This window comes from Massilia sp. Masssp93 (assembly GCF_059491295.1).
In genome coordinates, this window is record NZ_CP168502.1 from 248,736 (window position 1) to 268,994 (window position 20,259).

A 20,259-nucleotide genomic window follows, 5' to 3' on the forward strand; every position below is an offset into this window, starting at 1 on the left:
AAGGCGGGACATGGGTGATTTTCGTATCGAGGGCAACGGCTTCCTGCTGGACGGACGGCCCTTCCGGATACTGTCCGGCGCGATGCACTACTTCCGCATCCCGCCCGCGTACTGGGAAGACCGGCTGAGGAAGCTGCAAGCGATGGGCCTCAACACGGTCGAGACCTACGTCGCGTGGAACGTGCACGAGCCGCGTCCCGGCGAATTCGACTTCGACGGCATGGCGGATCTCGTGCGCTTCGTCGCGACGGCGCAGGCGCTGGGCCTGTACGTGATCGTGCGTCCGGGCCCGTTCATCTGCGCCGAGTGGGAGTTCGGCGGCCTGCCGGCCTGGCTGCTGGCGGACCCGGACATGGAGGTGCGCTGCTGTTATCCGCCCTACCTCGCGGCCGTGCGCCGGTTCTACGAAGCGCTGCTGCCACGGCTGCTGCCGCTGCAGATCCAGCGCGGCGGCCCGGTCATCGCGATGCAGGTCGAGAACGAGTACGGCAGCTACGGCAGCGACCGGGCATACCTGGCCTGGCTGCGCGACCTGATGCTGGAACTGGGCGTCGAGACGATGCTGTTCACGTCCGACGGCGCGACGGACCACATGCTCACGCACGGCACGCTGGACGGCGTGTGGAAGACGGCGAACTTCGGTTCGCGCGCGGACGGCGAGTTCGCGACGCTGCGCCGCTACCAGCCCGATGCGCCGCTGATGTGCATGGAGTTCTGGAACGGCTGGTTCGACCACTGGGGCGAGCCGCACCACGCGCGCGATGCGGAGGATGCCGCCGCCGCGCTGGACGAGATTCTCGCGGCCGGGGCGTCCGTCAACGTCTACATGTTCCACGGCGGGACGAGCTTCGGTTTCATGAACGGCGCGAACACGGACCTGGAAACGCGCCGCTACCAGCCGACGGTGAATTCGTACGACTACGACGCGCCGCTGAGCGAGGACGGCGAACCGACGCCGAAGTACCACGCGTTCCGGCGCGTGATCGGCAAGTACGTCGACCTGCCGTCGCTGGCCTTGCCGGCGCCGGTGCGGCGGCTCGACCTCGGTCCCATCCGCTTCACCGACCATGCGTCGCTGGCGGACAACGCGGCGCGGCTGGGCCCGACCATCGAAGCGGTCGCGCCGCGCTCGATGGAAGCGCTGGGCCAGGACTATGGCTACACGCTGTACCGCACCCGCGCGCGCCATCCGGCCGGCGTCGTGCGGCTGTCCGCCGAGCGCTTGCACGACCGCGCCCAGGTCTTCGTCGACGGCGTGCCGGCGGGCGTGCTGGAACGTGACGGCGACCTCGCCATCGACGTCGCGCTGCCGGACGGCGCCTGCGTCATCGAACTGCTCGTCGAGAACCAGGGCCGCGTGAACTACGGCCCGGACCTGCAGGACCGCAAAGGGCTGCTGGGCTGGGTCAGGCTCGGCATCAACAAGCTGTATCACTGGGAGATGATCCCGTTATCGTTGCGTCATCTGGACGTGTTAAGTTTTGACGCGTACGGCGGCGAACCGACGAATCGGCCGGGCTTTCACCGCGCGGCATTCGACGTGGCGGCGCCCGGCGACTGCTTCCTCGACCTGTCCGGCTGGACGAAGGGCGTGGCGTGGCTGAACGGCTTCAATCTCGGCCGCTACTGGGAGCGCGGTCCGCAGCGCCGCCTGTACGTGCCGGCGCCGCTGCTCAGGCAAGGCCGCAACGAATTGATCGTGTTCGAACAGCATGGCAGCGCGTGCCGCACGGCGGCGCTGCATGCGGACAGGGGAGAAGCATGACCAGTCTTTCACGCCGCCGCTTCCTCGGGAGCGCCACCGCCGCCGCCGTCCTCGAGGCGATGCCGCCGCTGCTGCGCGAGGCGCTGGCGGTGCCGGCGCGCCGCAAGGATGGGACGGGCGGCAGCATCGCCGACGTGCGCCACGTCGTCATCCTGATGCAGGAAAACCGCTCGTTCGACCATTACTTCGGCACGCTGGCCGGCGTGCGCGGCTTCGGCGACCGCATGACGATCCCCGTGCGCGACGGCCGCACGGTCTGGCAGCAGCACAACGGCCGCCGCATCGTGATGCCGTACCGGCTCGATGCCGGCGCCGGCAACGCGCAGCCCGCGCTGGACCTGCCGCACACGTGGCCGGACGCGCAGGCCGCCTGGGACGACGGCCGCCTGAACGCCTGGCCGCGCGCCAAGACCGATGCGGCGATGGCCTATTACACCCGCGCCGAGCTGCCCGTGCAGTTCGCGCTGGCCGATGCCTTCACCGTGTGCGACGCCTACCACTGCTCGCTGCAGGGCGGCACGAACCCGAACCGCCTGTTCATGATGACGGGGACGAACGACCCGTCCGGGCGTCACGGCGGTCCCGCCATCGACAACCGCATGGAAGGCTTCGGCCCCGTCGAGCAGGGCTTCACGTGGACCACGTACGCGGAGCGCCTGGAGGCGGCGGGCGTCAGCTGGAAGGTCTACAACGACATGGCGGACAACTACGGCTGCAATATGCTGGAGACGTTCAGAAGCTTCCGCGAAGCGCACGCCGCGCGGCCGTGTGCGCTGGCGGACAAGGGTTTATCGACGACCTTGCGCGACGCCACGCTGGATGGCCTGCGCGACGACGTCGTGAACGGCCGCCTGCCGCAGGTCAGCTGGATCATTCCGCCGCGCCTGTACAGCGAGCATCCGGGGCCGTCCACGCCCGTGCAGGGCGGCGCCTATACCTTGCAGGTGCTGGAAGCGCTGCTCGCCGACCCCGACGTCTGGAGCGGCACCGTGTTCCTGCAGATGTACGACGAGAACGATGCGTTCTTCGACCACGCGCCGCCGCCGGCGCCGCCCGCGTTCGCGCCGGACGGCACGCGCGCGGGGCTGTCGACGATCGGCTGCGCCGACGAATGCCATCGCGACGGCAGGCTGTACGGCCTCGGTCCGCGCGTGCCGATGCTCGTGATGTCCCCGTGGAGCAAGGGCGGCTGGGTGAATTCGCAGGTGTTCGACCATACGTCGATCCTGCGCTTCCTCGAAGCCCGCTTCGGCGTGATGGAGCCGAACATCAGCGCCTGGCGGCGCGCCGTCTGCGGCGACCTGACGAGCTGCTTCGACTTCGCGTCGCCCGACGCGTCGGCGCCGCGCCTGCCCGTCTATGGCACGGCGCAGGCCGACGCGGAGCGGATGCGCCAGCGCGCCACGCCCGGCATCGAGGTGCCGGCGGAGACCGCGCAGGCGGCGCCGCGCCAGGAGCCGGGCACGCGGCCGTCGCGCGCGCTGCCTTACTACCTCGAAGCGCTGGCCGAACCGCGCCCGGACGGCATCGCGCTCGCCTTCGCGAACGCGGGCACGGCCGGCGCCGTGTTCCATGTGTACGACCGCCTGCGCCTCGGCCGCATCCCGCGCCGCTACACGGTGGAGGCGGGCAAGCAGCTGGCCGACGTGTTGACCGCACCGCCCGTCGTCGCGAGCGCCGTGCCGGTCAAGGTGCCGCCGGCCGGCGCCTACGACCTGTGGATCCTCGGGCCGAACGGTTTCCATCGAGGCCTGCGCGGCACGGGCGTGCCGGCCATCCTTGTGCGGGCCATGCGCGACGGCGACCGCGTCGTGCTCGAACTGCGCAACGGCGCGGATGCCCCGCGCGAAGCGGTCCTGACGATGCTCGCGTACGCCGACCCGGCACCGCGCACGATCGCGCTGGCGGCACACGCCGTCGAACGCGTGGCGCTGCCCGGCCCGTGGTACGACGCCGTGGTGCGCAGCGGCGATGCCGCATGGCGCTTCGCCGGCCGCGTCGAGACGGGCTACGACGGCACCAGCGATCCCGCGATGACCCTCGCGTCCACTCAACCCTGGTAGCAGGAGCCAGCATGGCCGACATCCAACTGCAACACGTCCGCAAGTTCTACGACAACGGCTACCACGCCGTGAAGGATTTCAATTTGCACATCCGCGACGGCGAATTCGTCGTGTTCGTCGGGCCGTCCGGCTGCGGCAAGTCGACGACCCTGCGCATGATCGCGGGCCTCGAAGAGATCTCGGACGGCAGCCTGCAGATCGGCGGGCGCGTCGTCAACGACCTGCAGCCGAAAGAACGCGACATCGCGATGGTCTTCCAGAACTACGCGCTGTACCCGCACATGACGGTGCGCGAGAACATGGGGTTCGCCCTGAAACTCGACAAGGTGCCGAAGGGGCAGATCGCCGAGCGCGTCGACGAAGCTGCGCGCATGTTGCACCTCGACGCGCTGCTCGACCGCAAGCCGAAGGAACTGTCCGGCGGCCAGCGCCAGCGCGTGGCGCTGGGCCGCGCCATCGTGCGCAAGCCGCATGCGTTCCTGATGGACGAGCCGCTGTCCAACCTGGACGCCAAGCTGCGCGTGGAAATGCGCGCGTCGATCACGCGGCTGCACCGCAAGCTGGGCGTGACGACGGTCTATGTCACGCACGACCAGGTCGAGGCGATGACGATGGGCGACCGCATCGTCGTCATGAAGGACGGCGACATCCAGCAGGTGGCCAGTCCGCTCGAACTGTACGAGCATCCGGCCAACCGCTTCGTCGCGGGCTTCATCGGCTCGCCCGCGATGGGCTTTCTCGAAGGCCGGCTGGCGCGCGGAACGCTGGTCGGCGACGGCTTCACGCTGGCGCTGCCGGCCGCGCTGGCGGCGCATGCGGCGGCGTTCGACGGCAAGCCCGTCGCCGCCGGCATCCGGCCGGAGCACCTGGCGCTCGCGGACGACGGGATCGAGGCCGTCGTCGACGTCGTCGAAGCGCTCGGCGCGGACACGATGGTCGGCCTGCAGGTCGGCAGCCAGTCCATCGTCGCGCGGCTGGCGCCGGATGTGCGGGTGATGCCGGGCCAGCGCGTGAAGCTCGCGCCCGATCCCGCGCGCATCCACCTGTTCGACGTGGACAGCGGCGCCAACATCGGGTTGTCGGCGTCATGACGCTCGCCCTGCGCTTCCTCGCGATCGACGAAGGCCGCCAGCGCCTGCACCTGATCGACACCCGCGACGGCGCCGCCGGCTGGCAGCGCGACCTGGACCAGTATCCGCTGGCGCGCGACCTGCAGCGCATCGGCGCGGACCGCGCCCTCGTCGGCTTCGAGCGCGGCTTTGTCGAGATCGACGTCGACAGCGGCGACATCGTCCGCGTGTGCGACCGCTGGTCCGGCGTGACGGCAGCGCGCCGCCTGGACGACGGCCGCACGCTCGTCACGGGCATGAACCTGGACGGCGGAGAAAACGGCATCGACGTGCTCACACTGGACGCCGACCTGCGCGTGATCGCGACGGCGCGGCGCGAAGGCGATTACGTCCGCCTGATGCGGCCCGCGGGCGACGGCTATCTGCTGTGCACGAACGACCACATCCTCGAAACGGATGCAGCACTGCGGCCGCGCCGCAGGCTGGCCGCGCCGGGCTTCGAGCATGCGTGGATGGCCGAGCGGCTGGCCGACGGATCGACGCTCGTCGCGGCCGGCTACGGCGCGTTCATGGCGCGCTTCGATGCGGACGCGCGTCTCGTCCAGACGTTCGGCGGCAGGGACGCGGTGCCGGTGGATGTGGAACCGTTTTTCTACGCGACCTTCCAGGTGCTCGCCGACGGCCGCATCGCCGTCGCCAACTGGCAGGGACATGGGCCGGACAATGGACACAAGGGGCGGCAGCTGCTTGTGTTCGATGCGGATGGGACGCTGCTCGACACGTGGTCGGATCCCGTGCGCATTTCGTCGCTGCAGGGGTTATTGGTGCTGGCGTAAAAGCCCGCGAACCGGTAGGGTGGGCTCCCCGAGCCCACGCGTTCAACGCACGGCGGCATCGGCGCGGCGTATCCCATGCCACGTATCGTCGCGTGGGCACGGGGTGCCCACCCTACGGAACCAATGCCGTCGTTCCCGCGGCGGCGGGAACCCAAGTTCGCATCCAGAGTCGGAAAATCAGGTTACCGCCTGCGCGGGAACGACGGGTTACGCACGTTATCGATCGTCGGACCGATTCAGTGATAGACCACGTACAACACCGGCCGGTTCGCCGCCGTCGCCTCGCGCGAGCCGTAGTTCACCCACCCGTTCGCGCCGACGTTCACGGGTGAATCGACTTTAAGCGACAGCACCTTGCCCCCGCCGGCCGCCGCGACGGCCGCCGCCGTCACGTCCAGCGTGACGGCTTGTCCCGCCGCGCCGACGGCCCACGTACCGAGCACGGACGACACGCCCGGCATCGTGTTCCACGTGAGCCCGGTCTCCGTCCACGCGCTCGACGCGAGCAGCGACACGCGGTTGCTGAACGTGTTCGCGGCCCCGACGCTCGTCGGCATTAGCGCCAGCGTGGCGCCCGCAATCGTGCCGCCGATGCCGGACAGGTCGAACTTGAGCGCGGCCTGGCGCGCATAGCCCACGCCATCGTTCTTGACGACGAGCGTGTTCGCCGCGCCGAAGTTGGTGCCGGCCGCGGCGCCGTCCTGCACATACGTGTCGGCGGTGGGCGCCAGCGCGACGGTCGTTCCTTCCGCCAGCTGCACGGCGTAGCTGCGGCCGGCGGACGCGTTGACGTTCACGGTCAGCTTGATCGTGGGGTACAGCTGCGTCACCGTCACGGCCGGGTCCTTGCTGATCACCTGCCACGCGCTGCGATTGAGTTCGAGGTTGATCGTGCCCGTGTTGGCCTGCGTCGGGTCGGCGACGCCGATGTGCAGTTCCGATCCCGTGTCGCGCACGGTGACGGATGCCTTGCGGTTGCTCGTCAGGTAGGCGCCGCCGGCGTCGTTGACGGTCTTCGTCGCATCGTTCCAGAAGTTGACGCCCGTGACGCCGGCCGCCGTGTCGCGCGCGGCATGCGCATCGAGGCTGTTCTCGAGGATCGTCACCGTGGGGCTGGCCGCGAAGGCCGCCGTGCGCGCCGCCGTGTAGTTCGGCAGGATCACGTAGGCATACGATGCGTTCGTCGGCGCCGCGCCGTGGTTCAGCGCGAGGCTGAGGAAGGTGTTCGTCACTGTCGTGGCGGGGCCGCCCGTGTTGATCTGCTGCCAGCTGCCGCTGCGGGTCTCGCGCAGTCCTGCGAGGCTGACGGGGGAGGGGAACCAGTAGCCGATGTCGGTGCCGCTCACGTTGCCGGCCAGGTTCGCCCATTGCACGCTGGTCGTCGTCGCGGACCACCCGCTCGTCGTCGGCATGGACAGGCCGTTGACGGTCAGGGCGTTGTTGCCGGCCGCGTTCAGCTTGCGGTTCTCGACGATCGTCTCGACCGTGCGGCCGTCGGTGTTCGCGATGCCCGAGCCGAGCGCGATGATCTTGTCGCCGAACAGGAACCAGGACTTCTTGCCCTGCAGCGTGGAGCCGGTCACTTTCGACATCGAGAACTGCAGGCCGGCCGTCGCGTGCAGGTTGTCGACCTCCGAACCGCCGGCCCAGTTATACGTGTTCGGGTAATTGCCGAAGCTCGCCGGCGTGCCGCTGCCCGAGCCGTCCGTCGTCGTGCCGGGCAGGCGCGCCTGGTTCACCGTGGGCCAGTAGTCGCCGGAGAATTGCGTGAGGTCGTTGTTGTACACATAGGTCATGCCGGCGCCCGTCCACCAGGCCTTGATGTTCTCGCCGTTGCCGTATTCGAAGGCCGAGATGCGCGTCGAGAACAGCGACACCATGCTCGAATACCCCGCATAGCTGTGCAGCGCGCGGTCCATGCTGGCGAAGACGTGGGTCTGGATCTGCTCGGGATCGGGCGTGATGCTGCCGTCCGCGAGGATGCCTTTCAGGTTGGCGATGTCGTACAGCGACAGGCCCTTGTAGTAGTTGGCGAACGTCGTGTCGCGCTGCATCCAGTGCTTGACCGTGCCGTTGATGGCGGCGGCGTTGGCGGCCGGCGCGCCTTGCGCGAGCCGCGCCAGGGACACCGTCAGCGAGCGGCCCGCGTCGTGGTCGGTCGACGCCTGGCGCGAGATCGCGCGCCCGCGCACGGCATCCATCACGGCGCCCTGGTAGACCATCGGCTTGTAGCCGTTCGCGTACCAGTCGTAGACATTGCCCGCGTTGGCGTCCGTGACGGCCCAGGTGGACCCGTTCAGCAGGTAGTACAGGCGCGCGATGTCGGACATCAGCACGAGGCCATAGCTGCCCGTGTAGGCGACGTTCGTGTGCTGGATGAACGAGCCGTCCGCATAAAAGCCGTCGCCGCTCGTCACGTACAGGAGCGCCTGGCTGATGGCGTCGCGGCCCTGCGCGATCTTCGTGGCCGACTTGCCGATCACGCCGCGCAGCGCGACGACGGATGCCTTGTCCAGGCGGTTGGCGCCCGTCTCGACGAGCGTCGTGCCGGTGCGCCTGGTCGGGTCGGGCACGTAATAGTCGACGGCGGCGAGGTGGTTGGCGATCTGCGTGGCGGAGAGCTGGCCGTACATCAGCACCGTGATGTCGTTGAGCGCCTGCGGCGAGCCGATCTCCCAGTCCCACCAGTTGTCGTATTTCGTGATGCCGCTGCCGTAGTGGTTGGCGTTCATCCAGTCCAGCGCGGAGAGGATCGCCGTACCCAGCGCCGCGTTCCCCTGGAGCGAGGAGCCCGTCGTCGAATACGCCAGCGCCATCGCCAGCAGCCGGTTGTAGGTCTGCGTGACCGTCGTCGATTTGGTCCACGTGGCGAGGTCGCTCCACAGGTACGTGCGGCCGGACGCGGTCTGCAGCGTGTCCCAATCGCCCTGGGCGGTGCTCGTGATGGTCGCGATCTGTGCGGCGACGTCCGGGTCCGCCGTGTCGACGGCGGCACCGCCCGTGAGCTGCAGGCTCCATTTGGCGCGCAGCGTGTCGTATTCGTCGGCGGCCGCGGCTTCCAGGTGGCCGCCGCCGGACATCGATGACTGTGCGGGCGCGGCGGCGTCGTCCTGCGCGGGGCCGCCGCAGGCGCTCAAGGCAGCGGCCAGCAGCAGGAGGGGAAATCGGGTGGGCATGGCGTGGTCTCCATCGTTTGTGGTAACGTTAACGGAATGTCGCCATAAAATGATAGCCGAGCAGTTTGCATGCCCGGCCATGATATTTTTAAATCGTGGGTGGATGTGTTATGGCGTGATACGGCGGCTCAGTCGTCGAAGTCCTCGGCGAGGTTCTTCCAGCCGCGGCTCTTGGCGAACGGGGCGAATTCCTCGGGCGCCTCGAGCACGATGAGGCGGCTCTCCTGCAGGCCGGGATCGCTGTGGCCGAAGTCCGGCCCCTTGTACCCGACGGCGCGCAGGCGGTCGATGATCTGGCGTACCAGTACGGTATCCTTGTACGCGCCGGGTTCGAGCCGGGCCTTGAATTCCACGTACACGTCGATGATCCCGTAGCCCTCGTCGAAAATGCGGATCGCCTTGACGTCGAGGGTACGGCCCTGGCTGTCCCGGGCCTGGAATGGGCCGGACAGTTCAATGTCGGAATCGGTAGTCATGGAGGGAGCATACCATTCCTGGATTTTTTTTCGCAGCCCTGTCGATTTCGCGCGCGGCCGTTCGTCGTCAGGATGCAGGACCCGTCATCCAACCACTTTCCACACGAGGACATCATGAACAAGCAGATCATCTTCAACCTGCCGGTCAAGGACCTGGACCAATCCAAAGCGTTCTTTGCCGCACTGGGCTTCGGCTTCAACCCGCGCTTCAGCAACGAGAGCGCGACGTTCATGGACGTCGTGGACGACACGGTCCACGTCATGCTGATGACCGAAGCCTTCTTCAGCTCCTTCACCAACCGGCCCGCCGTGCGGGCGAAGGAGGCCAACGAGGTGATCATCTGCCTGAGCTGCGAGAGCCGGGACGAAGTGGACAGCCTGATCGCGAAGGCCACCGCCGCCGGCGCGCGCATCCCGCATCCGCCCGAAGACCACGGCTTCATGTACGACCAGGGCTTCGAGGACCTCGACGGCCATTTGTGGAATCTCGTCTGGATGGCGCCGCAGGGCTGAGCGGGCCGGAATGGTAGGATAGCGGTCCGCGCATCAACCAGAGGTAGCCATGACCGTATTCGCCATGCCCGTATTCGACGCCACCGTCATCTACGACGGCAAGGAGCTCTTCAAGGGCCGGGGTGCCGCGAGCATGTGGGCCGAAAAGCTCGCCAAGGAAATCGAAACCGCCGTCACCGTCGAGAAGATCGGCACCGGCTGGGCGTTGTGCGCCCGGCTGGACGGCGCCGACTGCCGCTGGGGCATCCTGGGCCAGCGGCTCAAGCGGCTGGACTGAATGGCCGCGCTGACGGTATCGAGGATCCTGCACGCGGGCTACGTGTTCGAATGCGGCGGCGCGCGCATCGCGTTCGACACCATCTTCGAAAACCCGTTCAGCCGCAACTGCCACGCGTTTCCGGACGTGCGCTTCGACGTCGGCCTGATCCGGCGCCAGCGCTTCGATGCCGTGTTCATCTCGCACTTCCACGACGACCACTGCTCGCTCGAGAGCCTGGACCTGCTGGACCGCGCGACGCCGCTCTACCTCTACTGCCTGTTCGACGACCTGTTCGACATGGTGCGCCAGCTGGGTTTTACCAGCGTGCACGCGCTGCGCCTGGACCAGCCGGTGGACGTCGGCCCGTTCCGGGTCGTGCCGCGCGAAGCGATGGATGCCGACGTGGACTCGATGTTCCAGGTCCGGGCCGCGGGACTGAATGTATTGAATGTGGTCGACTCCTGGATCGACGATGCGACGCTCGCGCGCCTCGTCGACGAGGCACCCTGGGACCTCGTGCTGTGGCCATTCCAGACCATGCGCGAACTCGAGGTGCTGGCGCCAACGCGCCACGCGCCCGCGCCGCCCGCGCTGCCGGACGACGCGCTGGACCAGCTGCGCGCGCTGGCGCCGCGCTATGTCGTGCCGAGTTCCTGCCAGTTCGCGCTCGAGCCGTGGTCGTGGTACAACCGCGCCTTCTTCCCGATCTCGTATGCCCGGTTCGCGCAGGAGGTCGGGGCGGCGCTGCCGCAGGCGCGGGTGGTGCGCATGGACCCCGGCGTGTCGATGCGGCTCGATGCCGACGGCTTGCATCCGGCGCCGCCGCTGGACTGGGTCATCCCGGTCGGCGACCAGGACGTCGACTACGTCTACGAAGGCAATGCGGACGCACCGCCCACGAGCGACGTCGCCCGCCATTTCCCGGCACTGACGGCAGCGCAGTGGACGCGCGTGCTGGACTACTGCCGCACCGGCGTGCCGGAGAAATATGCCGGCCTTGACGCCGCCGGCGAGTATTTCGACAGTCCCCGCATCTGGCAATTGTCGGTCCACGATCACGCGGGCGAGGTCACGCGCTTCCGCTACCGCCTGGACGGCAGCCACGCAACGCCGGTCGACGCCGCGGGCGGTCCGCTCGGCTGGGCCACCGACGTTCCCGCCGCGAAGCTGTACGCGGCGCTGGCCCTTGGCGAGTCGCTGACGTCGATGTACATGCGGATCAACGATGCCGTATTCGATGCCGGCACCGAGCGCGAACTGGCGGAGGCCGACGTGGTCGACGATCCGCTGATCCGCTGCCTGTTCAGCGACGGCTTCGGCGCCTACCAGCGCGCGCAGTTGCGGCGCCTGCTAGGCCTTACAGACTGAAACGTCTCTTACAGCGGCACCGACAGCTTTTCCCACCCTGACCTGACACACTGTGGCCATGCGTACAGACCGCGCCGGGCCGGCGCGGTAGCATCCGTCATCATTCGATCAGGAGAGAACAATGAACATCAACGTACCTGTCATGCGCATTGCCGCCATCCTCGCGCTGACCGCCGCGTCGGCGTCCGCGTTCGCGCAGAGCGCCGAATATCGCCGTGGCTACGACGACGGTTACGCGGCCGGCCAGCGCGATGCGCGCGGCGACCGCGGTCCGCATCGCGGCTGGCCCCGCGTGTTCATCGAAGACGCGGAATATGGCGCGCACGGCGCGGCGTGCGATGCGCGCCGGGCGGTGCGCGCTGAAATCGAGCGCAACCACGGCAACGTCCTGGCCGGCAACCAGCTGTGCGGCGATCCGGCGCATGGCCAGCCCAAGCGGCTGAGGATCGTCTATCGCTGCGGCGACAGCGAGGCGGTGAGGGTGGTCGCGCGCGAGAACGAGACGCTGCAGCTGAGCTGCCGGCACTGAACGGCTGAGTCTTCCTGGCCGTCGATGGCGCGGCGCGTCGACGTCAAAGTCCGACGCCCCATTGCTCGACGGTCACTTTCGACACGCGTTTTTCCGGCGTCGTGTCGACGAGAATGGCGACGTCATAGTGCGTGATAACGGATTGCGCCACGTCGTGTTCGACCGCGTAGCGTTTGAATCCCGTCCCGTTGTTCACACAGCAGACGAGCTGAAGGCCTCGGTCGGTAAAGAACTTCTCGGCAACGTCGAGCGACGTGCCCGCCGGCAGATGGCTGGCCGTCTCCGAACGCCAATAGTCGGCGCGTTCGGCCGCTTTGTGGTGGGCGCAGCCGGACAGCACGAGTGCGGCTGCCATGATGCATAGATTACGAATCATTCTTCATCCTTTCGATGTGTGCACGCCTGCTCTGGAATCCAGCTTTCTTCCTCATCCTGTTGGTCCACTTTCCAATGCAATGCATTGTCAACGGTACGTAGCGCGGCTGTCTTACCGTCGGTCTTGCCCGTCATTGGCGCATGCCTTTGGTGGCGGACTACAAAAGGGCTTCATATGACGCGGGCCACCGAGGCAATCAGGATCGCCGCCGGCACGAGCAGTGCTTGTGCCGCCACCGTGCCTGCCAATCGGCTTCCTACCAGCCAGACGACGGCCTTCCTGAACTGCCCCTCCGTCACCTTTCCTTCGACGACATCGTCGGTCATCCCGGACATGTGCGGGTCAATGAACATCGCCATCATGATCGTGGCGCCGCCGTTGACGATCGACGAGAGCGTGCTCGAGGTGACCCGAACCGATGGATCGAGGACGCCTGCATAAAGCGAAGCAAACACGCCGACCGTCCAGAGCGCCGTAGCGCCGACATTCAGGAGCGTGATCCGGCGTGAAACGCCATGTCCCGACCGGATCTCGGTGACGTTTCGCGCGGCAGGCACGGTAGCGACGTCCCGGACGTAAGAAAGACCGCCTTTAAAGAAACTGTGAAGGATCAGCTTGGGAATCGAGCGATAGACCTGGAAATGCAGCACGGCGCGGCAGAACACCCGCTGGAACGTCGGAATCAGCAGCGCACCCGCGACCGTCGCCAGGCTTGCCGACACCATCAACCAGCGAAAATCGCCCAGCAGCGTGCCGGTTGCGAGAGCGTTCAGGTTGGTCTCGACGCGCTTTGCCAGGAATGGACCAAGAAAGGAATTCGAGGTTCGGGACACGAGCATAAGAATGCTGAATAGCGCCATGGACACCGCGATCCGCTTCGTCCGTACGCCGGCAATCCGTACCGAGTAGGCGAGTGTGCCGATCAGGTGGATGACGAACGTGAGAAAGCAGATGAGGAAAAGTTGTTTGTCCATGTCTTAGTCTGTGGCGGGGAACGTAAGCCGCATCTCCATGGCAATCTTGGTTGTGAATGGACGCACGGCAGCATCGCTTTTGAACAGTAATAATTCATGCTACTTCTGGATTGGCGTCCAACCGAGTTCCGCATCGGACAGCAAACGCAGTGTGATCAACTTGTTGCTGCCACGGACAGTGGTAATGGTGTGGCCGCGCTTTTCGTTGACAACCCGCGTGAAGAACTCCTGTTCGGTAATGGGTTGAGACTTCTCGTCGAGGTAGATCGCCTTTTCGTACTGTGCGATGAGGCTCTGCTTCCAGGTTTCCATGTCAGCCATCGTCGGATGCGATGTCTCTGCGGCACGAGCAGCCGTCAGGGACCAAAAGAGGAAAGCGAAAACTAGAAACAGGTGCTTCATCAATCAAGTCCCAGGTTGTTTGCGTCGTCGAGATGTCCGTGATCCATGCTGGGCAAGCTCAGCCCAGCGGCGACGCGTCCACGCTTCAGTTCAGCGCTGCTCTTCGCCAGGTTGAGACCACGCGACCGCCCGGTAACGGCCAAGCTTAGCAGAGTCATGCGGTCAAAAAAGGCGCGCTTTCTCACGCCTGGCTCGTTTGTCTTCCTGCCGACTCCAGCGATTTACCCAGCATGGCAAATTGGCGATCCGGAAAACTCGCGAATCGTCACAGCCGTCTGCTACGGACTTTTCTTTTCGGTCCGTACCAACGCAGCGACATGCTCGAGCCGGCAGTTGTCGAGCAACGTCGTCGTCACATCGACCGGACCGTACCATTTATATACGCCGACAAAGCCGCCGGTGCGCAGGATCCACGCCTTCTTCCTGACGGTATCGAACAGGACCGAATGATGAAAGCCGTCGATGACGTGACTGGTATCCGGAATCGCGATCCGGACCAGGGATTCCCCGGCGGCCGCATCCGGCGCGTGCGCGGCCGGGATCTCGACCGTGAAGCCGGAATAGGAAATGCCGTAGCGTTCGACCAGTGCGTCCGTCATCGGGCATGCCGATGCATGGGTCGATAAACACATCGCGGTCACTGCGCACGCTAAAAATTTCATTGCTCGTCCATCCTGCACGCCAGCCAACGTACCGTAATCTTCATCATTGTGTGGAATCCTTTTACACCGTTTTTGGCACATGCAGCGCAATACCCAGCTCGCGATAAGGCCGCAGCAACGCCTCATCGGTCCCCGCCGGCACCACGATCCCGCTGATCTCGGAAAGCCCGACGATGCGATACGGCGACGCCGTCGCCAGCTTCTCCGACGACGCCAGCACGATCGTCTCGGCCGCCGCGTGGCACAGCGCGCGCTTGATGCACGCTTCCTCGTAATCCCCGGTCGACAGCCCGCTGTCCGGATGCACGCTCGTCACGCCCATGAAATAGGTGTCGGCGCGGATCTGCGCGATGGCTTCCAGCGTCGCCGCGCCCACGCCCACGGCCGAGTGCCGGAACAGGCGGCCGCCGAGCATGATGACGTCGATGTCCGGATGGTCCATCAACGCCATCGCGATCGACGGGCTGTGCGTGACGACGGTCGCGCGCAGGTGGCGCGGCAATGCGCGCACGAGCTGGGCGCAGGTGGTGCCGCCGTCGACGAACACGACCTGGCCCGGCTGCACCAGCGCGGCGGCGGTGCGGCCGATGGCCGCCTTGTCGTCCGTGGCGATGCCATGGCGCGTGGCGAAGTCCGCCAGCGCCGGACTCGTGGGCAAGGCGCCGCCGTGCACCCGCTGCAGCAGGCCTTCCTTCGCCAGTTCGCGCAGGTCGCGCCGGATCGTGTCTTCCGACACGTTCAACGCCGCGCTCATCGCCGTGGCGACGATCCGGCCGTCGCGCCGCAGGGCGTCCATCAGATACTGTTTTCGCTGGCTCGTCAGCATGCGTCCCTTTCGCCGTGCTTGACTGTGCACGATATTGCACGATAGTTTACACGAACTTCAATATCAGGAGAATATCGTGCAGGATCAAGTGGAAATCAGGCAGGTCGAGCTGCTGTCGGACGACTGGGGCGTGCTGAAAAAGACGACGTTCGCGCTGCGCACGCAGGACGGCGGCTGGGACGTGCAGACCCGCGAGACATATGACCGCGGCAACGGCGCGACGCTCTTGCTGGTCAACCGTGCGCGCCGTACCGTCGTGCTGACGCGGCAGTTCCGCCTGCCGGCCCATGTGAACGGGCACGACGGCTTCCTCGTCGAGGCGGCGGCCGGCCTGCTCGACGGCGCGAGTCCGGAAGCGCGCATCCGCGCCGAGGTCGAGGAGGAAACGGGCTATCGCGTCGGCACCGTGCGCCGCCTGTGGGATGCGTTCATGAGTCCCGGCAGCGTGACGGAGCGCCTGCACTTCTTCGTCGCCGAGTACGAGGCGCGCGACCGCATCGGGCCGGGCGGCGGCGTGGCGGAAGAGGGCGAACGGCTGGACGTGCTGGAGCTCGACATCGACGCGGCGCTGGCCATGATCGGCACGGGCATCGTCGACGGCAAGACGATCATGCTGCTGCAGTACGCGCAGCTGCACCTGTTCGCGCCGCGCGGGATGATGATCCTGGTCGCGGGGCCGTACCGCTCCGGCACGGACGGCGATCCGGCGCGCATCGCGCACAACGTGGCGGCGATGGAGGCGTGCGTGATGCCGCTGTACGAGGCCGGGCACCTGCCCGTGCTGGGCGAATGGCTGGCGCTGCCGATGGTCCGCGTGGCGGGTTCGCAGCAGCCGGGCGACGCCATATTCGACGCGATGTTCCATCCACATGCGCAGCGTTTGCTGGAACGTTGCGACGCGGTGCTGCGCATCGGCGGCGCGTCGGCGGGCGCGGACCTGATGGTAGCGACGGCGAAGCGGCTGGGCAAGCGCGTGTATGCGGCGCTGGACGAGATCCCCCGCGCGTCCGTTCAGAACGGCGTGTAATCGGCTTCCGCGGCGTTGTAGACGAGGACCTTGCCCGACGCATTGACCTGGTAGCGGTCGCGCACCGGCGCGACGTCCGGATCGCCGCCGCAGCGCTGGTCGTGGATTTCACGGGCGGCGAATTCCCATCGGTCTGCCGTGGCGTTGGCCGGGGTATCGTTCTCGTTCATGAACGTCAGGCAGTCGAGATCCTTCACGCGATGCGCCTTCAACTGCGCGACGAGCAGGTCCAGCGACTGCCGTTCCGAAATCTGCCCGGGCGCGGCGGCATGGCGCGCCGGCGTGTCCGGGGACGTGCGCGAACAGCCGGCCGACAGGACGGCCAGAACGAACAACGGCGCAGACAGGATGCGCAACACGAATGACATCGCCCGTCAGCGCCGCAGCTGCGCCACGAGCCCCAGCGCGCCGCGCGCCATCTTCCACACCGACAGCGCCGACGTGGCGACGCCGGCCAGGCGCTTGCGGCGCATGAGGACGAGTCCCAGCACGGCGCCGGCCGCACCCAGCACGAGCTTGCGGTTGGCGGCGACGTAGCCGGCCAGCGGATTGCCGGCCAGCGCTTTCGAAGGGCGCAGCGCGTCCAGCTCGTAGGCCAGGCCCACGCGCTGTTCCGCGCATTGCTCGATCAGCGCGGCGCGGCGTGCGGTGAGTTCGGACTTATTCATCGGCCGCTCCCGCGTGGTGTGCCGTGTGTTGGGCTGCCCCGTGGCGCAGGTAATCGATGTCGTTGCGCAGCTCGGCCAGGGTGGCGGACAGCAGCGGCGCCTCCGCGTTCATGCTGGCGCGCACCTTCAGCACGATGATGGCGGCCAGCGCGCCGAACAGGACGGCCATGCCGCCGACGGCTTGCAGGCGGTAGGTGTCCCAGAAGACGGCGATGACGAACAGCGCGGCCAGCAGCAGGGCGCCGGCGGCCAGGAACACGGCCAGCAGGGTCCACGCGAGGTGGCCCAGCAGGCGGCGTGCGTCTTCCTGGAATTCGACGGCGGCCAGTTCCAGGCGCGTGCCGGCCATGGCGACGAGTGTCGCCCCGATGCGGCCGGCCGTCGCGAAGAACGTCATTATTTACGGGCGATCAGCATGCCGATCACGACACCGACCGCGGTGCCGAGGCCGACTGCCTTCCACGGGTTTTCCTTGACGTATTCGTCGGTGGCCTTGGCGGCGACCTTGGCTTTTTCGACCGCGGCTTCTTCCAGGCGGATGATGTCGTCCTTGGCCTTGACGAGGGTGCGCTCGAACTTGGCCTTGGCGACCTTGAACTCTTCGCCCGTCAGGTGGCCGCTGTGGCGCAGCCAGGCTTCCGCGTCCTGGATGACGGTCTTCAGGTCGGACAGCAGCTGGTCGCGGGCGCCGGTCTGGGTCGGGATTTTTTCCATCATGGGTGAACCTCTCGTTATCGATTATGTTACGGACAATATTATCCTAATGCATAGTCTAGCGCGACGCCAGCGAACACGGCCGCACCCAACCAGTTGTTTTGGTTGAACGCGGCGAAGCATTGCATGCGGTCGCGCCCGCGGATCAGGGTGTAGTGGTAGACGGCCATCCCGGCAGCGACCGCGATGCCCGCCACGAACCACCAGCGCAGGCCCAGCATCCAGCCGCACGCCAGATCGATGCCGAGCGCCGCCGCATAGCACACCATGATGGCGAAGACGTCGTAGCGGCCGAACGTGATGGCCGACGTGCGGATGCCGATGATCAGGTCGTCGTCGCGGTCGACCATCGCGTATTCCGTGTCGTACGCGACCGACCAGAACACGTTCGCGGCCAGCAGCCACCACGCGACTGCCGGCACCTGGTCTTGCACGGCGGCGAAGGCCATCGGGATGCCGAAGCCGAACGCGATGCCGAGGTAGGCCTGCGGGATCGCGAAGAAGCGCTTGAAATACGGATAGCTGCCGGCCACGATCACGGCCACGACGGACAGTTCCTTCGTCAGCGTGTTCAGCGGCAGGATCAGCAGGAACGAGACGATCGCGAGCACGGCCGCCACCATCAGCGCTTCCCAGCCCTTGATGCGGCCGCTGGTGAGCGGACGGTCGACGGTGCGCTTGACGTGGCGGTCGAAGTCGCGGTCGGCGTAATCGTTGATCGCGCAGCCGCTCGATCGCATCAGCGCCGTGCCGACGATGAAGATGACGAGATACAGCGGATCGGGATGCCCGCCCGACGCCATCCACAACGCCCACAGCGTGGGCCACAACAGCAGCAGGATGCCGATCGGCTTGTGGGCCCGGACCAGGCGGAAATACAGCGCCAGCTTGTTCATGTCGTTCGAATTGAATAATTGAGTATCTGCAAGGTCAGGATTGTAGCCTGTCGGGGCGCGCCCGGCAGTACGGCGCCGATCGGGTGAACTCGGCGCGCGTCCGGAAACCGGTACGTAGACGATGCACAAGGCATGGCGCACGCGGGCGCTCTACGATCCGGTCTTTCGACTAAGGAGACCTCGTATGCAGTTCGCAATCATGGTGGTGCTGGCCGGAATCGGACTCGGCTGTTGTACGCTCGCGGACGCCGCCGGCCAGGCGGAGCAGGGGGAATGGACGGAGGCGCAGTCGCTGCGCGAGCTCCCCGCCGGCATCCAGGCGCTGCTGGGCGTGGGACTCGGCGCGGACGGCATCGCCGACCGGGGCGAGGATTTCAACGAAGGCGACCTCCGCGCCGACAACATGCCGACGCGCCGCTTCGCGCTCGGCATCGTCAACGGCGACACCGCCCTGGTGGCCGTGGAGCAGGGCGGCCGCGCCTATACCGTGCGCGCCGTGGAATTCAGGCAGGCCGGCACGACGTGGGACGCGGTGCGCTGCGCGTCGATGAACGAATTGCCGCGCCGCGGCGCCGAACTGGCCGACGCCTTTACCGGTCGCCATGCCGGGCATCCCGGGCCGTGCCGCGATTTCGGCATGCGGATCGCCCAGCCGGCCGGCGTATCCGCATTGCCGGCCGCCCCGGCGCGCGTCAGGCTGCGGCCTGGAGCGTGACCATCTCGACGCCGGGCAGCCCGCAGTCGGCGACGGCCTTCACGACGGCATCGATGGCGGCGCGGCGCGTAAAACTCTTGCGCCACACGATCGCGACGCGGCGCGACGGCGCCGGGTCCTGGAACGGGACGAAGGTCAGCATGCCGTGCGGGTCCTTCATGTCCGGCACGGATGCGCGCGGCAGCACGGTCAGGCCGATGCCGCTCGCGACCATGTGGCGGATCGTCTCCAGCGACGAGCCTTCGAACGTGCGCTGCATGCCGTTACCCGGCGCCGAAGAGAAGCGCGCCATCTCCGGGCAGACTTCCAGCACCTGGTCGCGGAAGCAGTGGCCGGTGCCCAGCAGCAGCATCGTCTCGCTCTTGAGGTCTTCGGCCGAGATGTCCGCGCGCGTGGCCCACGGATGGTGCTTCGGCATGGCGACGACGAACGGTTCGTCGTACAGCGGCTGCACGGCCATGCCGTGTTCCGGCAGCGGCAGGGCCATGATGGCGGCGTCCAGCTCGCCCTGGCGCAGCAGGTCGAGCAGTTTTACCGTGAAATTCTCTTGCAGCACGAGCGGCATCTGCGGCACGTGCTCGATGAGGTTTTTCACGAGCGGCGGCAGCAGGTAGGGGCCGACCGTGTAGATCACGCCCAGGCGCAGCGGGCCGGACAGCGGGTCCTTGTTCTGCTTGGCCAATTCCTTGATGGCAGCCGTCTGCTCGAGCACGCGCTCGGCCTGCGCCACGATCTGCGCGCCCAGCGGCGTCACGGACACTTCCGAGCCGCCCCGTTCGAACAGGGTCACGCCGAGTTCGTCCTCGAGCTTCTTGATGGCGACCGACAGCGTCGGCTGGGCAACGAAACAGGCTTCGGCCGCATGCCCGAAATGCCGGGCGCGCGCGACGGCGACGATGTACTTCAGTTCGGTCAGTGTCATGGGTTCTTTCTTACCAGCCGTG

At 67.0% G+C, this 20,259-nt stretch carries 23 protein-coding genes and 1 pseudogene; 10 read left to right on the forward strand and 14 right to left on the reverse strand.

Annotated elements, in window-relative coordinates:
- Nucleotides 1–10: 10 nt before the first annotated feature.
- From ACEN9Q_RS01110 to ACEN9Q_RS01125, 4 genes are read left to right on the forward strand one after another with little or no spacing between them, the layout of a single operon-like run.
- Nucleotides 11–1,765, forward strand: coding sequence for a glycoside hydrolase family 35 protein (locus tag ACEN9Q_RS01110; protein WP_495627072.1), 1,755 nt, complete (start codon nucleotides 11–13; stop codon nucleotides 1,763–1,765).
- A complete protein-coding gene (locus ACEN9Q_RS01115; RefSeq protein WP_495627073.1) occupies nucleotides 1,762–3,828 on the forward strand; it encodes a phosphocholine-specific phospholipase C in 2,067 nt (688 codons plus the stop codon). Before ACEN9Q_RS01110 ends, ACEN9Q_RS01115 begins: the two co-directional genes overlap by 4 nt.
- A gap of 11 nt (nucleotides 3,829–3,839) precedes the next feature.
- The gene (locus ACEN9Q_RS01120; RefSeq protein WP_495627074.1) at nucleotides 3,840–4,919 is read left to right on the forward strand and encodes an ABC transporter ATP-binding protein; all 1,080 of its coding nucleotides are present in this window, start codon (nucleotides 3,840–3,842) and stop codon (nucleotides 4,917–4,919) included.
- On the forward strand, nucleotides 4,916–5,734 hold the full coding sequence (locus ACEN9Q_RS01125; RefSeq protein WP_495627075.1) for a hypothetical protein: 819 nt from the start codon (nucleotides 4,916–4,918) through the stop codon (nucleotides 5,732–5,734). The genes ACEN9Q_RS01120 and ACEN9Q_RS01125 overlap by 4 nt, the downstream gene beginning before the upstream one ends.
- Nucleotides 5,735–5,970: 236 nt before the next feature.
- Here the strand turns inward: ACEN9Q_RS01125 and ACEN9Q_RS01130 are convergent, their stop codons facing one another.
- A complete protein-coding gene (locus ACEN9Q_RS01130; protein WP_495627076.1) occupies nucleotides 5,971–8,910 on the reverse strand; it encodes a polysaccharide lyase family 8 super-sandwich domain-containing protein in 2,940 nt (979 codons plus the stop codon).
- 128 nt (nucleotides 8,911–9,038) lie between these two features.
- Nucleotides 9,039–9,386 (reverse strand): hypothetical protein, encoded by a 348-nt coding sequence (locus tag ACEN9Q_RS01135; RefSeq protein ID WP_056447741.1) that lies wholly within the window; start codon nucleotides 9,384–9,386, stop codon nucleotides 9,039–9,041.
- A gap of 114 nt (nucleotides 9,387–9,500) precedes the next feature.
- On the opposite strand from ACEN9Q_RS01135, the gene ACEN9Q_RS01140 reads away from it, so the two are divergent.
- From ACEN9Q_RS01140 to ACEN9Q_RS01155, 4 genes are all read left to right on the forward strand, one after another.
- Entirely contained in the window at nucleotides 9,501–9,899 is a 399-nt protein-coding gene (locus tag ACEN9Q_RS01140; protein WP_495627077.1) for a VOC family protein, read from the forward strand.
- Nucleotides 9,900–9,948: 49 nt separating this feature from the next.
- Nucleotides 9,949–10,176, forward strand: coding sequence for a hypothetical protein (locus ACEN9Q_RS01145; protein WP_495627078.1), 228 nt, complete (start codon nucleotides 9,949–9,951; stop codon nucleotides 10,174–10,176).
- Entirely contained in the window at nucleotides 10,177–11,526 is a 1,350-nt protein-coding gene (locus ACEN9Q_RS01150) for an MBL fold metallo-hydrolase (RefSeq protein ID WP_495627079.1), read from the forward strand. It begins immediately after the preceding gene.
- A 121-nt stretch (nucleotides 11,527–11,647) separates the two neighbouring features.
- On the forward strand, nucleotides 11,648–12,055 hold the full coding sequence (locus tag ACEN9Q_RS01155; RefSeq protein WP_495627080.1) for a hypothetical protein: 408 nt from the start codon (nucleotides 11,648–11,650) through the stop codon (nucleotides 12,053–12,055).
- A gap of 43 nt (nucleotides 12,056–12,098) precedes the next feature.
- On the opposite strand, the gene ACEN9Q_RS01160 is transcribed toward ACEN9Q_RS01155, so the two are convergent.
- The 6 genes from ACEN9Q_RS01160 to ACEN9Q_RS01185 all read right to left on the reverse strand — a co-directional run bounded on the left by ACEN9Q_RS01160 (nucleotide 12,099) and on the right by ACEN9Q_RS01185 (nucleotide 15,295).
- On the reverse strand, nucleotides 12,099–12,410 hold the full coding sequence (locus ACEN9Q_RS01160; protein ID WP_495627081.1) for a hypothetical protein: 312 nt from the start codon (nucleotides 12,408–12,410) through the stop codon (nucleotides 12,099–12,101).
- A 17-nt stretch (nucleotides 12,411–12,427) separates the two neighbouring features.
- On the reverse strand, nucleotides 12,428–12,565 hold the full coding sequence (locus tag ACEN9Q_RS01165) for a hypothetical protein (RefSeq protein WP_495627082.1): 138 nt from the start codon (nucleotides 12,563–12,565) through the stop codon (nucleotides 12,428–12,430).
- Between the two features lie 36 nt (nucleotides 12,566–12,601).
- Complete coding sequence (locus tag ACEN9Q_RS01170; protein WP_056447727.1) at nucleotides 12,602–13,405, reverse strand: lipid II flippase Amj family protein; 804 nt, start codon at nucleotides 13,403–13,405, stop codon at nucleotides 12,602–12,604.
- Between the two features lie 99 nt (nucleotides 13,406–13,504).
- The gene (locus tag ACEN9Q_RS01175) at nucleotides 13,505–13,807 is read right to left on the reverse strand and encodes a hypothetical protein (protein WP_056447725.1); all 303 of its coding nucleotides are present in this window, start codon (nucleotides 13,805–13,807) and stop codon (nucleotides 13,505–13,507) included.
- Nucleotides 13,808–14,085: 278 nt separating this feature from the next.
- On the reverse strand, nucleotides 14,086–14,406 hold the full coding sequence (locus tag ACEN9Q_RS01180) for a hypothetical protein (RefSeq protein WP_056447721.1): 321 nt from the start codon (nucleotides 14,404–14,406) through the stop codon (nucleotides 14,086–14,088).
- A 124-nt stretch (nucleotides 14,407–14,530) separates the two neighbouring features.
- Entirely contained in the window at nucleotides 14,531–15,295 is a 765-nt protein-coding gene (locus tag ACEN9Q_RS01185) for a DeoR/GlpR family DNA-binding transcription regulator (RefSeq protein WP_495627083.1), read from the reverse strand.
- 73 nt (nucleotides 15,296–15,368) lie between these two features.
- On the opposite strand from ACEN9Q_RS01185, the pseudogene ACEN9Q_RS01190 reads away from it, so the two are divergent.
- Nucleotides 15,369–15,938 (forward strand): annotated as a pseudogene (locus ACEN9Q_RS01190) (NUDIX domain-containing protein); the annotation flags it as partial.
- A 368-nt stretch (nucleotides 15,939–16,306) separates the two neighbouring features.
- Here the strand turns inward: ACEN9Q_RS01190 and ACEN9Q_RS01195 are convergent.
- Genes ACEN9Q_RS01195 through ubiA form a run of 5 tightly spaced genes read right to left on the reverse strand, consistent with a single transcriptional unit; the run spans nucleotide 16,307 to nucleotide 18,600 of the window.
- Nucleotides 16,307–16,690 carry a hypothetical protein gene (locus ACEN9Q_RS01195; protein ID WP_495627084.1) on the reverse strand — a complete coding sequence of 128 codons (384 nt, stop codon included), beginning with the start codon at nucleotides 16,688–16,690 and terminating at the stop codon, nucleotides 16,307–16,309.
- 6 nt (nucleotides 16,691–16,696) lie between these two features.
- Nucleotides 16,697–16,990, reverse strand: a complete 294-nt coding sequence (locus ACEN9Q_RS01200) for a hypothetical protein (protein ID WP_056447715.1) — start codon at nucleotides 16,988–16,990, stop codon at nucleotides 16,697–16,699.
- Nucleotides 16,983–17,387 (reverse strand): phage holin family protein, encoded by a 405-nt coding sequence (locus tag ACEN9Q_RS01205; RefSeq protein WP_495627085.1) that lies wholly within the window; start codon nucleotides 17,385–17,387, stop codon nucleotides 16,983–16,985. Before ACEN9Q_RS01205 ends, ACEN9Q_RS01200 begins: the two co-directional genes overlap by 8 nt.
- Nucleotides 17,387–17,707, reverse strand: coding sequence for an ElaB/YgaM/YqjD family protein (locus ACEN9Q_RS01210; RefSeq protein WP_056447712.1), 321 nt, complete (start codon nucleotides 17,705–17,707; stop codon nucleotides 17,387–17,389). Before ACEN9Q_RS01210 ends, ACEN9Q_RS01205 begins: the two co-directional genes overlap by 1 nt.
- Nucleotides 17,708–17,745: 38 nt before the next feature.
- On the reverse strand, nucleotides 17,746–18,600 hold the full coding sequence (gene ubiA / locus ACEN9Q_RS01215) for a 4-hydroxybenzoate octaprenyltransferase (RefSeq protein WP_495627086.1): 855 nt from the start codon (nucleotides 18,598–18,600) through the stop codon (nucleotides 17,746–17,748).
- A gap of 184 nt (nucleotides 18,601–18,784) precedes the next feature.
- Between ubiA and ACEN9Q_RS01220 the strand changes: the two genes are divergently transcribed.
- Complete coding sequence (locus ACEN9Q_RS01220) at nucleotides 18,785–19,315, forward strand: hypothetical protein (protein ID WP_495627087.1); 531 nt, start codon at nucleotides 18,785–18,787, stop codon at nucleotides 19,313–19,315.
- Here ACEN9Q_RS01220 and ACEN9Q_RS01225 read toward each other — a convergent pair.
- A complete protein-coding gene (locus tag ACEN9Q_RS01225; RefSeq protein WP_056447704.1) occupies nucleotides 19,293–20,237 on the reverse strand; it encodes a hydrogen peroxide-inducible genes activator in 945 nt (314 codons plus the stop codon). The genes ACEN9Q_RS01220 and ACEN9Q_RS01225 overlap by 23 nt on opposite strands.
- Nucleotides 20,238–20,259 lie beyond the last annotated feature (22 nt).

Excerpts from the sequence above, each read along its gene's own strand:
- ACEN9Q_RS01160 (WP_495627081.1), bottom strand. The coding sequence starts at position 12,410 with ATGGCAGCCGCACTCGTGCTGTCCGGCTGCGCCCACCACAAAGCGGCC.
- ACEN9Q_RS01180 (WP_056447721.1), bottom strand. The coding sequence starts at position 14,406 with ATGACGGACGCACTGGTCGAACGCTACGGCATTTCCTATTCCGGCTTC.
- ACEN9Q_RS01150 (WP_495627079.1), top strand. The coding sequence starts at position 10,177 with ATGGCCGCGCTGACGGTATCGAGGATCCTGCACGCGGGCTACGTGTTC.
- ACEN9Q_RS01115 (WP_495627073.1), top strand. The coding sequence starts at position 1,762 with ATGACCAGTCTTTCACGCCGCCGCTTCCTCGGGAGCGCCACCGCCGCC.
- ACEN9Q_RS01120 (WP_495627074.1), top strand. The coding sequence starts at position 3,840 with ATGGCCGACATCCAACTGCAACACGTCCGCAAGTTCTACGACAACGGC.
- ACEN9Q_RS01185 (WP_495627083.1), bottom strand. The coding sequence starts at position 15,295 with ATGCTGACGAGCCAGCGAAAACAGTATCTGATGGACGCCCTGCGGCGC.
- ACEN9Q_RS01205 (WP_495627085.1), bottom strand. The coding sequence starts at position 17,387 with ATGACGTTCTTCGCGACGGCCGGCCGCATCGGGGCGACACTCGTCGCC.
- ACEN9Q_RS01225 (WP_056447704.1), bottom strand. The coding sequence starts at position 20,237 with ATGACACTGACCGAACTGAAGTACATCGTCGCCGTCGCGCGCGCCCGG.
- ACEN9Q_RS01135 (WP_056447741.1), bottom strand. The coding sequence starts at position 9,386 with ATGACTACCGATTCCGACATTGAACTGTCCGGCCCATTCCAGGCCCGG.
- ACEN9Q_RS01130 (WP_495627076.1), bottom strand. The coding sequence starts at position 8,910 with ATGCCCACCCGATTTCCCCTCCTGCTGCTGGCCGCTGCCTTGAGCGCC.
- ACEN9Q_RS01145 (WP_495627078.1), top strand. The coding sequence starts at position 9,949 with ATGACCGTATTCGCCATGCCCGTATTCGACGCCACCGTCATCTACGAC.
- ACEN9Q_RS01200 (WP_056447715.1), bottom strand. The coding sequence starts at position 16,990 with ATGAATAAGTCCGAACTCACCGCACGCCGCGCCGCGCTGATCGAGCAA.
- ACEN9Q_RS01125 (WP_495627075.1), top strand. The coding sequence starts at position 4,916 with ATGACGCTCGCCCTGCGCTTCCTCGCGATCGACGAAGGCCGCCAGCGC.
- ACEN9Q_RS01155 (WP_495627080.1), top strand. The coding sequence starts at position 11,648 with ATGAACATCAACGTACCTGTCATGCGCATTGCCGCCATCCTCGCGCTG.
- ACEN9Q_RS01110 (WP_495627072.1), top strand. The coding sequence starts at position 11 with ATGGGTGATTTTCGTATCGAGGGCAACGGCTTCCTGCTGGACGGACGG.
- ACEN9Q_RS01140 (WP_495627077.1), top strand. The coding sequence starts at position 9,501 with ATGAACAAGCAGATCATCTTCAACCTGCCGGTCAAGGACCTGGACCAA.
- ACEN9Q_RS01220 (WP_495627087.1), top strand. The coding sequence starts at position 18,785 with ATGCAGTTCGCAATCATGGTGGTGCTGGCCGGAATCGGACTCGGCTGT.
- ACEN9Q_RS01170 (WP_056447727.1), bottom strand. The coding sequence starts at position 13,405 with ATGGACAAACAACTTTTCCTCATCTGCTTTCTCACGTTCGTCATCCAC.
- ACEN9Q_RS01175 (WP_056447725.1), bottom strand. The coding sequence starts at position 13,807 with ATGAAGCACCTGTTTCTAGTTTTCGCTTTCCTCTTTTGGTCCCTGACG.
- ACEN9Q_RS01210 (WP_056447712.1), bottom strand. The coding sequence starts at position 17,707 with ATGATGGAAAAAATCCCGACCCAGACCGGCGCCCGCGACCAGCTGCTG.
- ACEN9Q_RS01195 (WP_495627084.1), bottom strand. The coding sequence starts at position 16,690 with ATGTCATTCGTGTTGCGCATCCTGTCTGCGCCGTTGTTCGTTCTGGCC.
- ACEN9Q_RS01165 (WP_495627082.1), bottom strand. The coding sequence starts at position 12,565 with ATGACGGGCAAGACCGACGGTAAGACAGCCGCGCTACGTACCGTTGAC.
- ubiA (WP_495627086.1), bottom strand. The coding sequence starts at position 18,600 with ATGAACAAGCTGGCGCTGTATTTCCGCCTGGTCCGGGCCCACAAGCCG.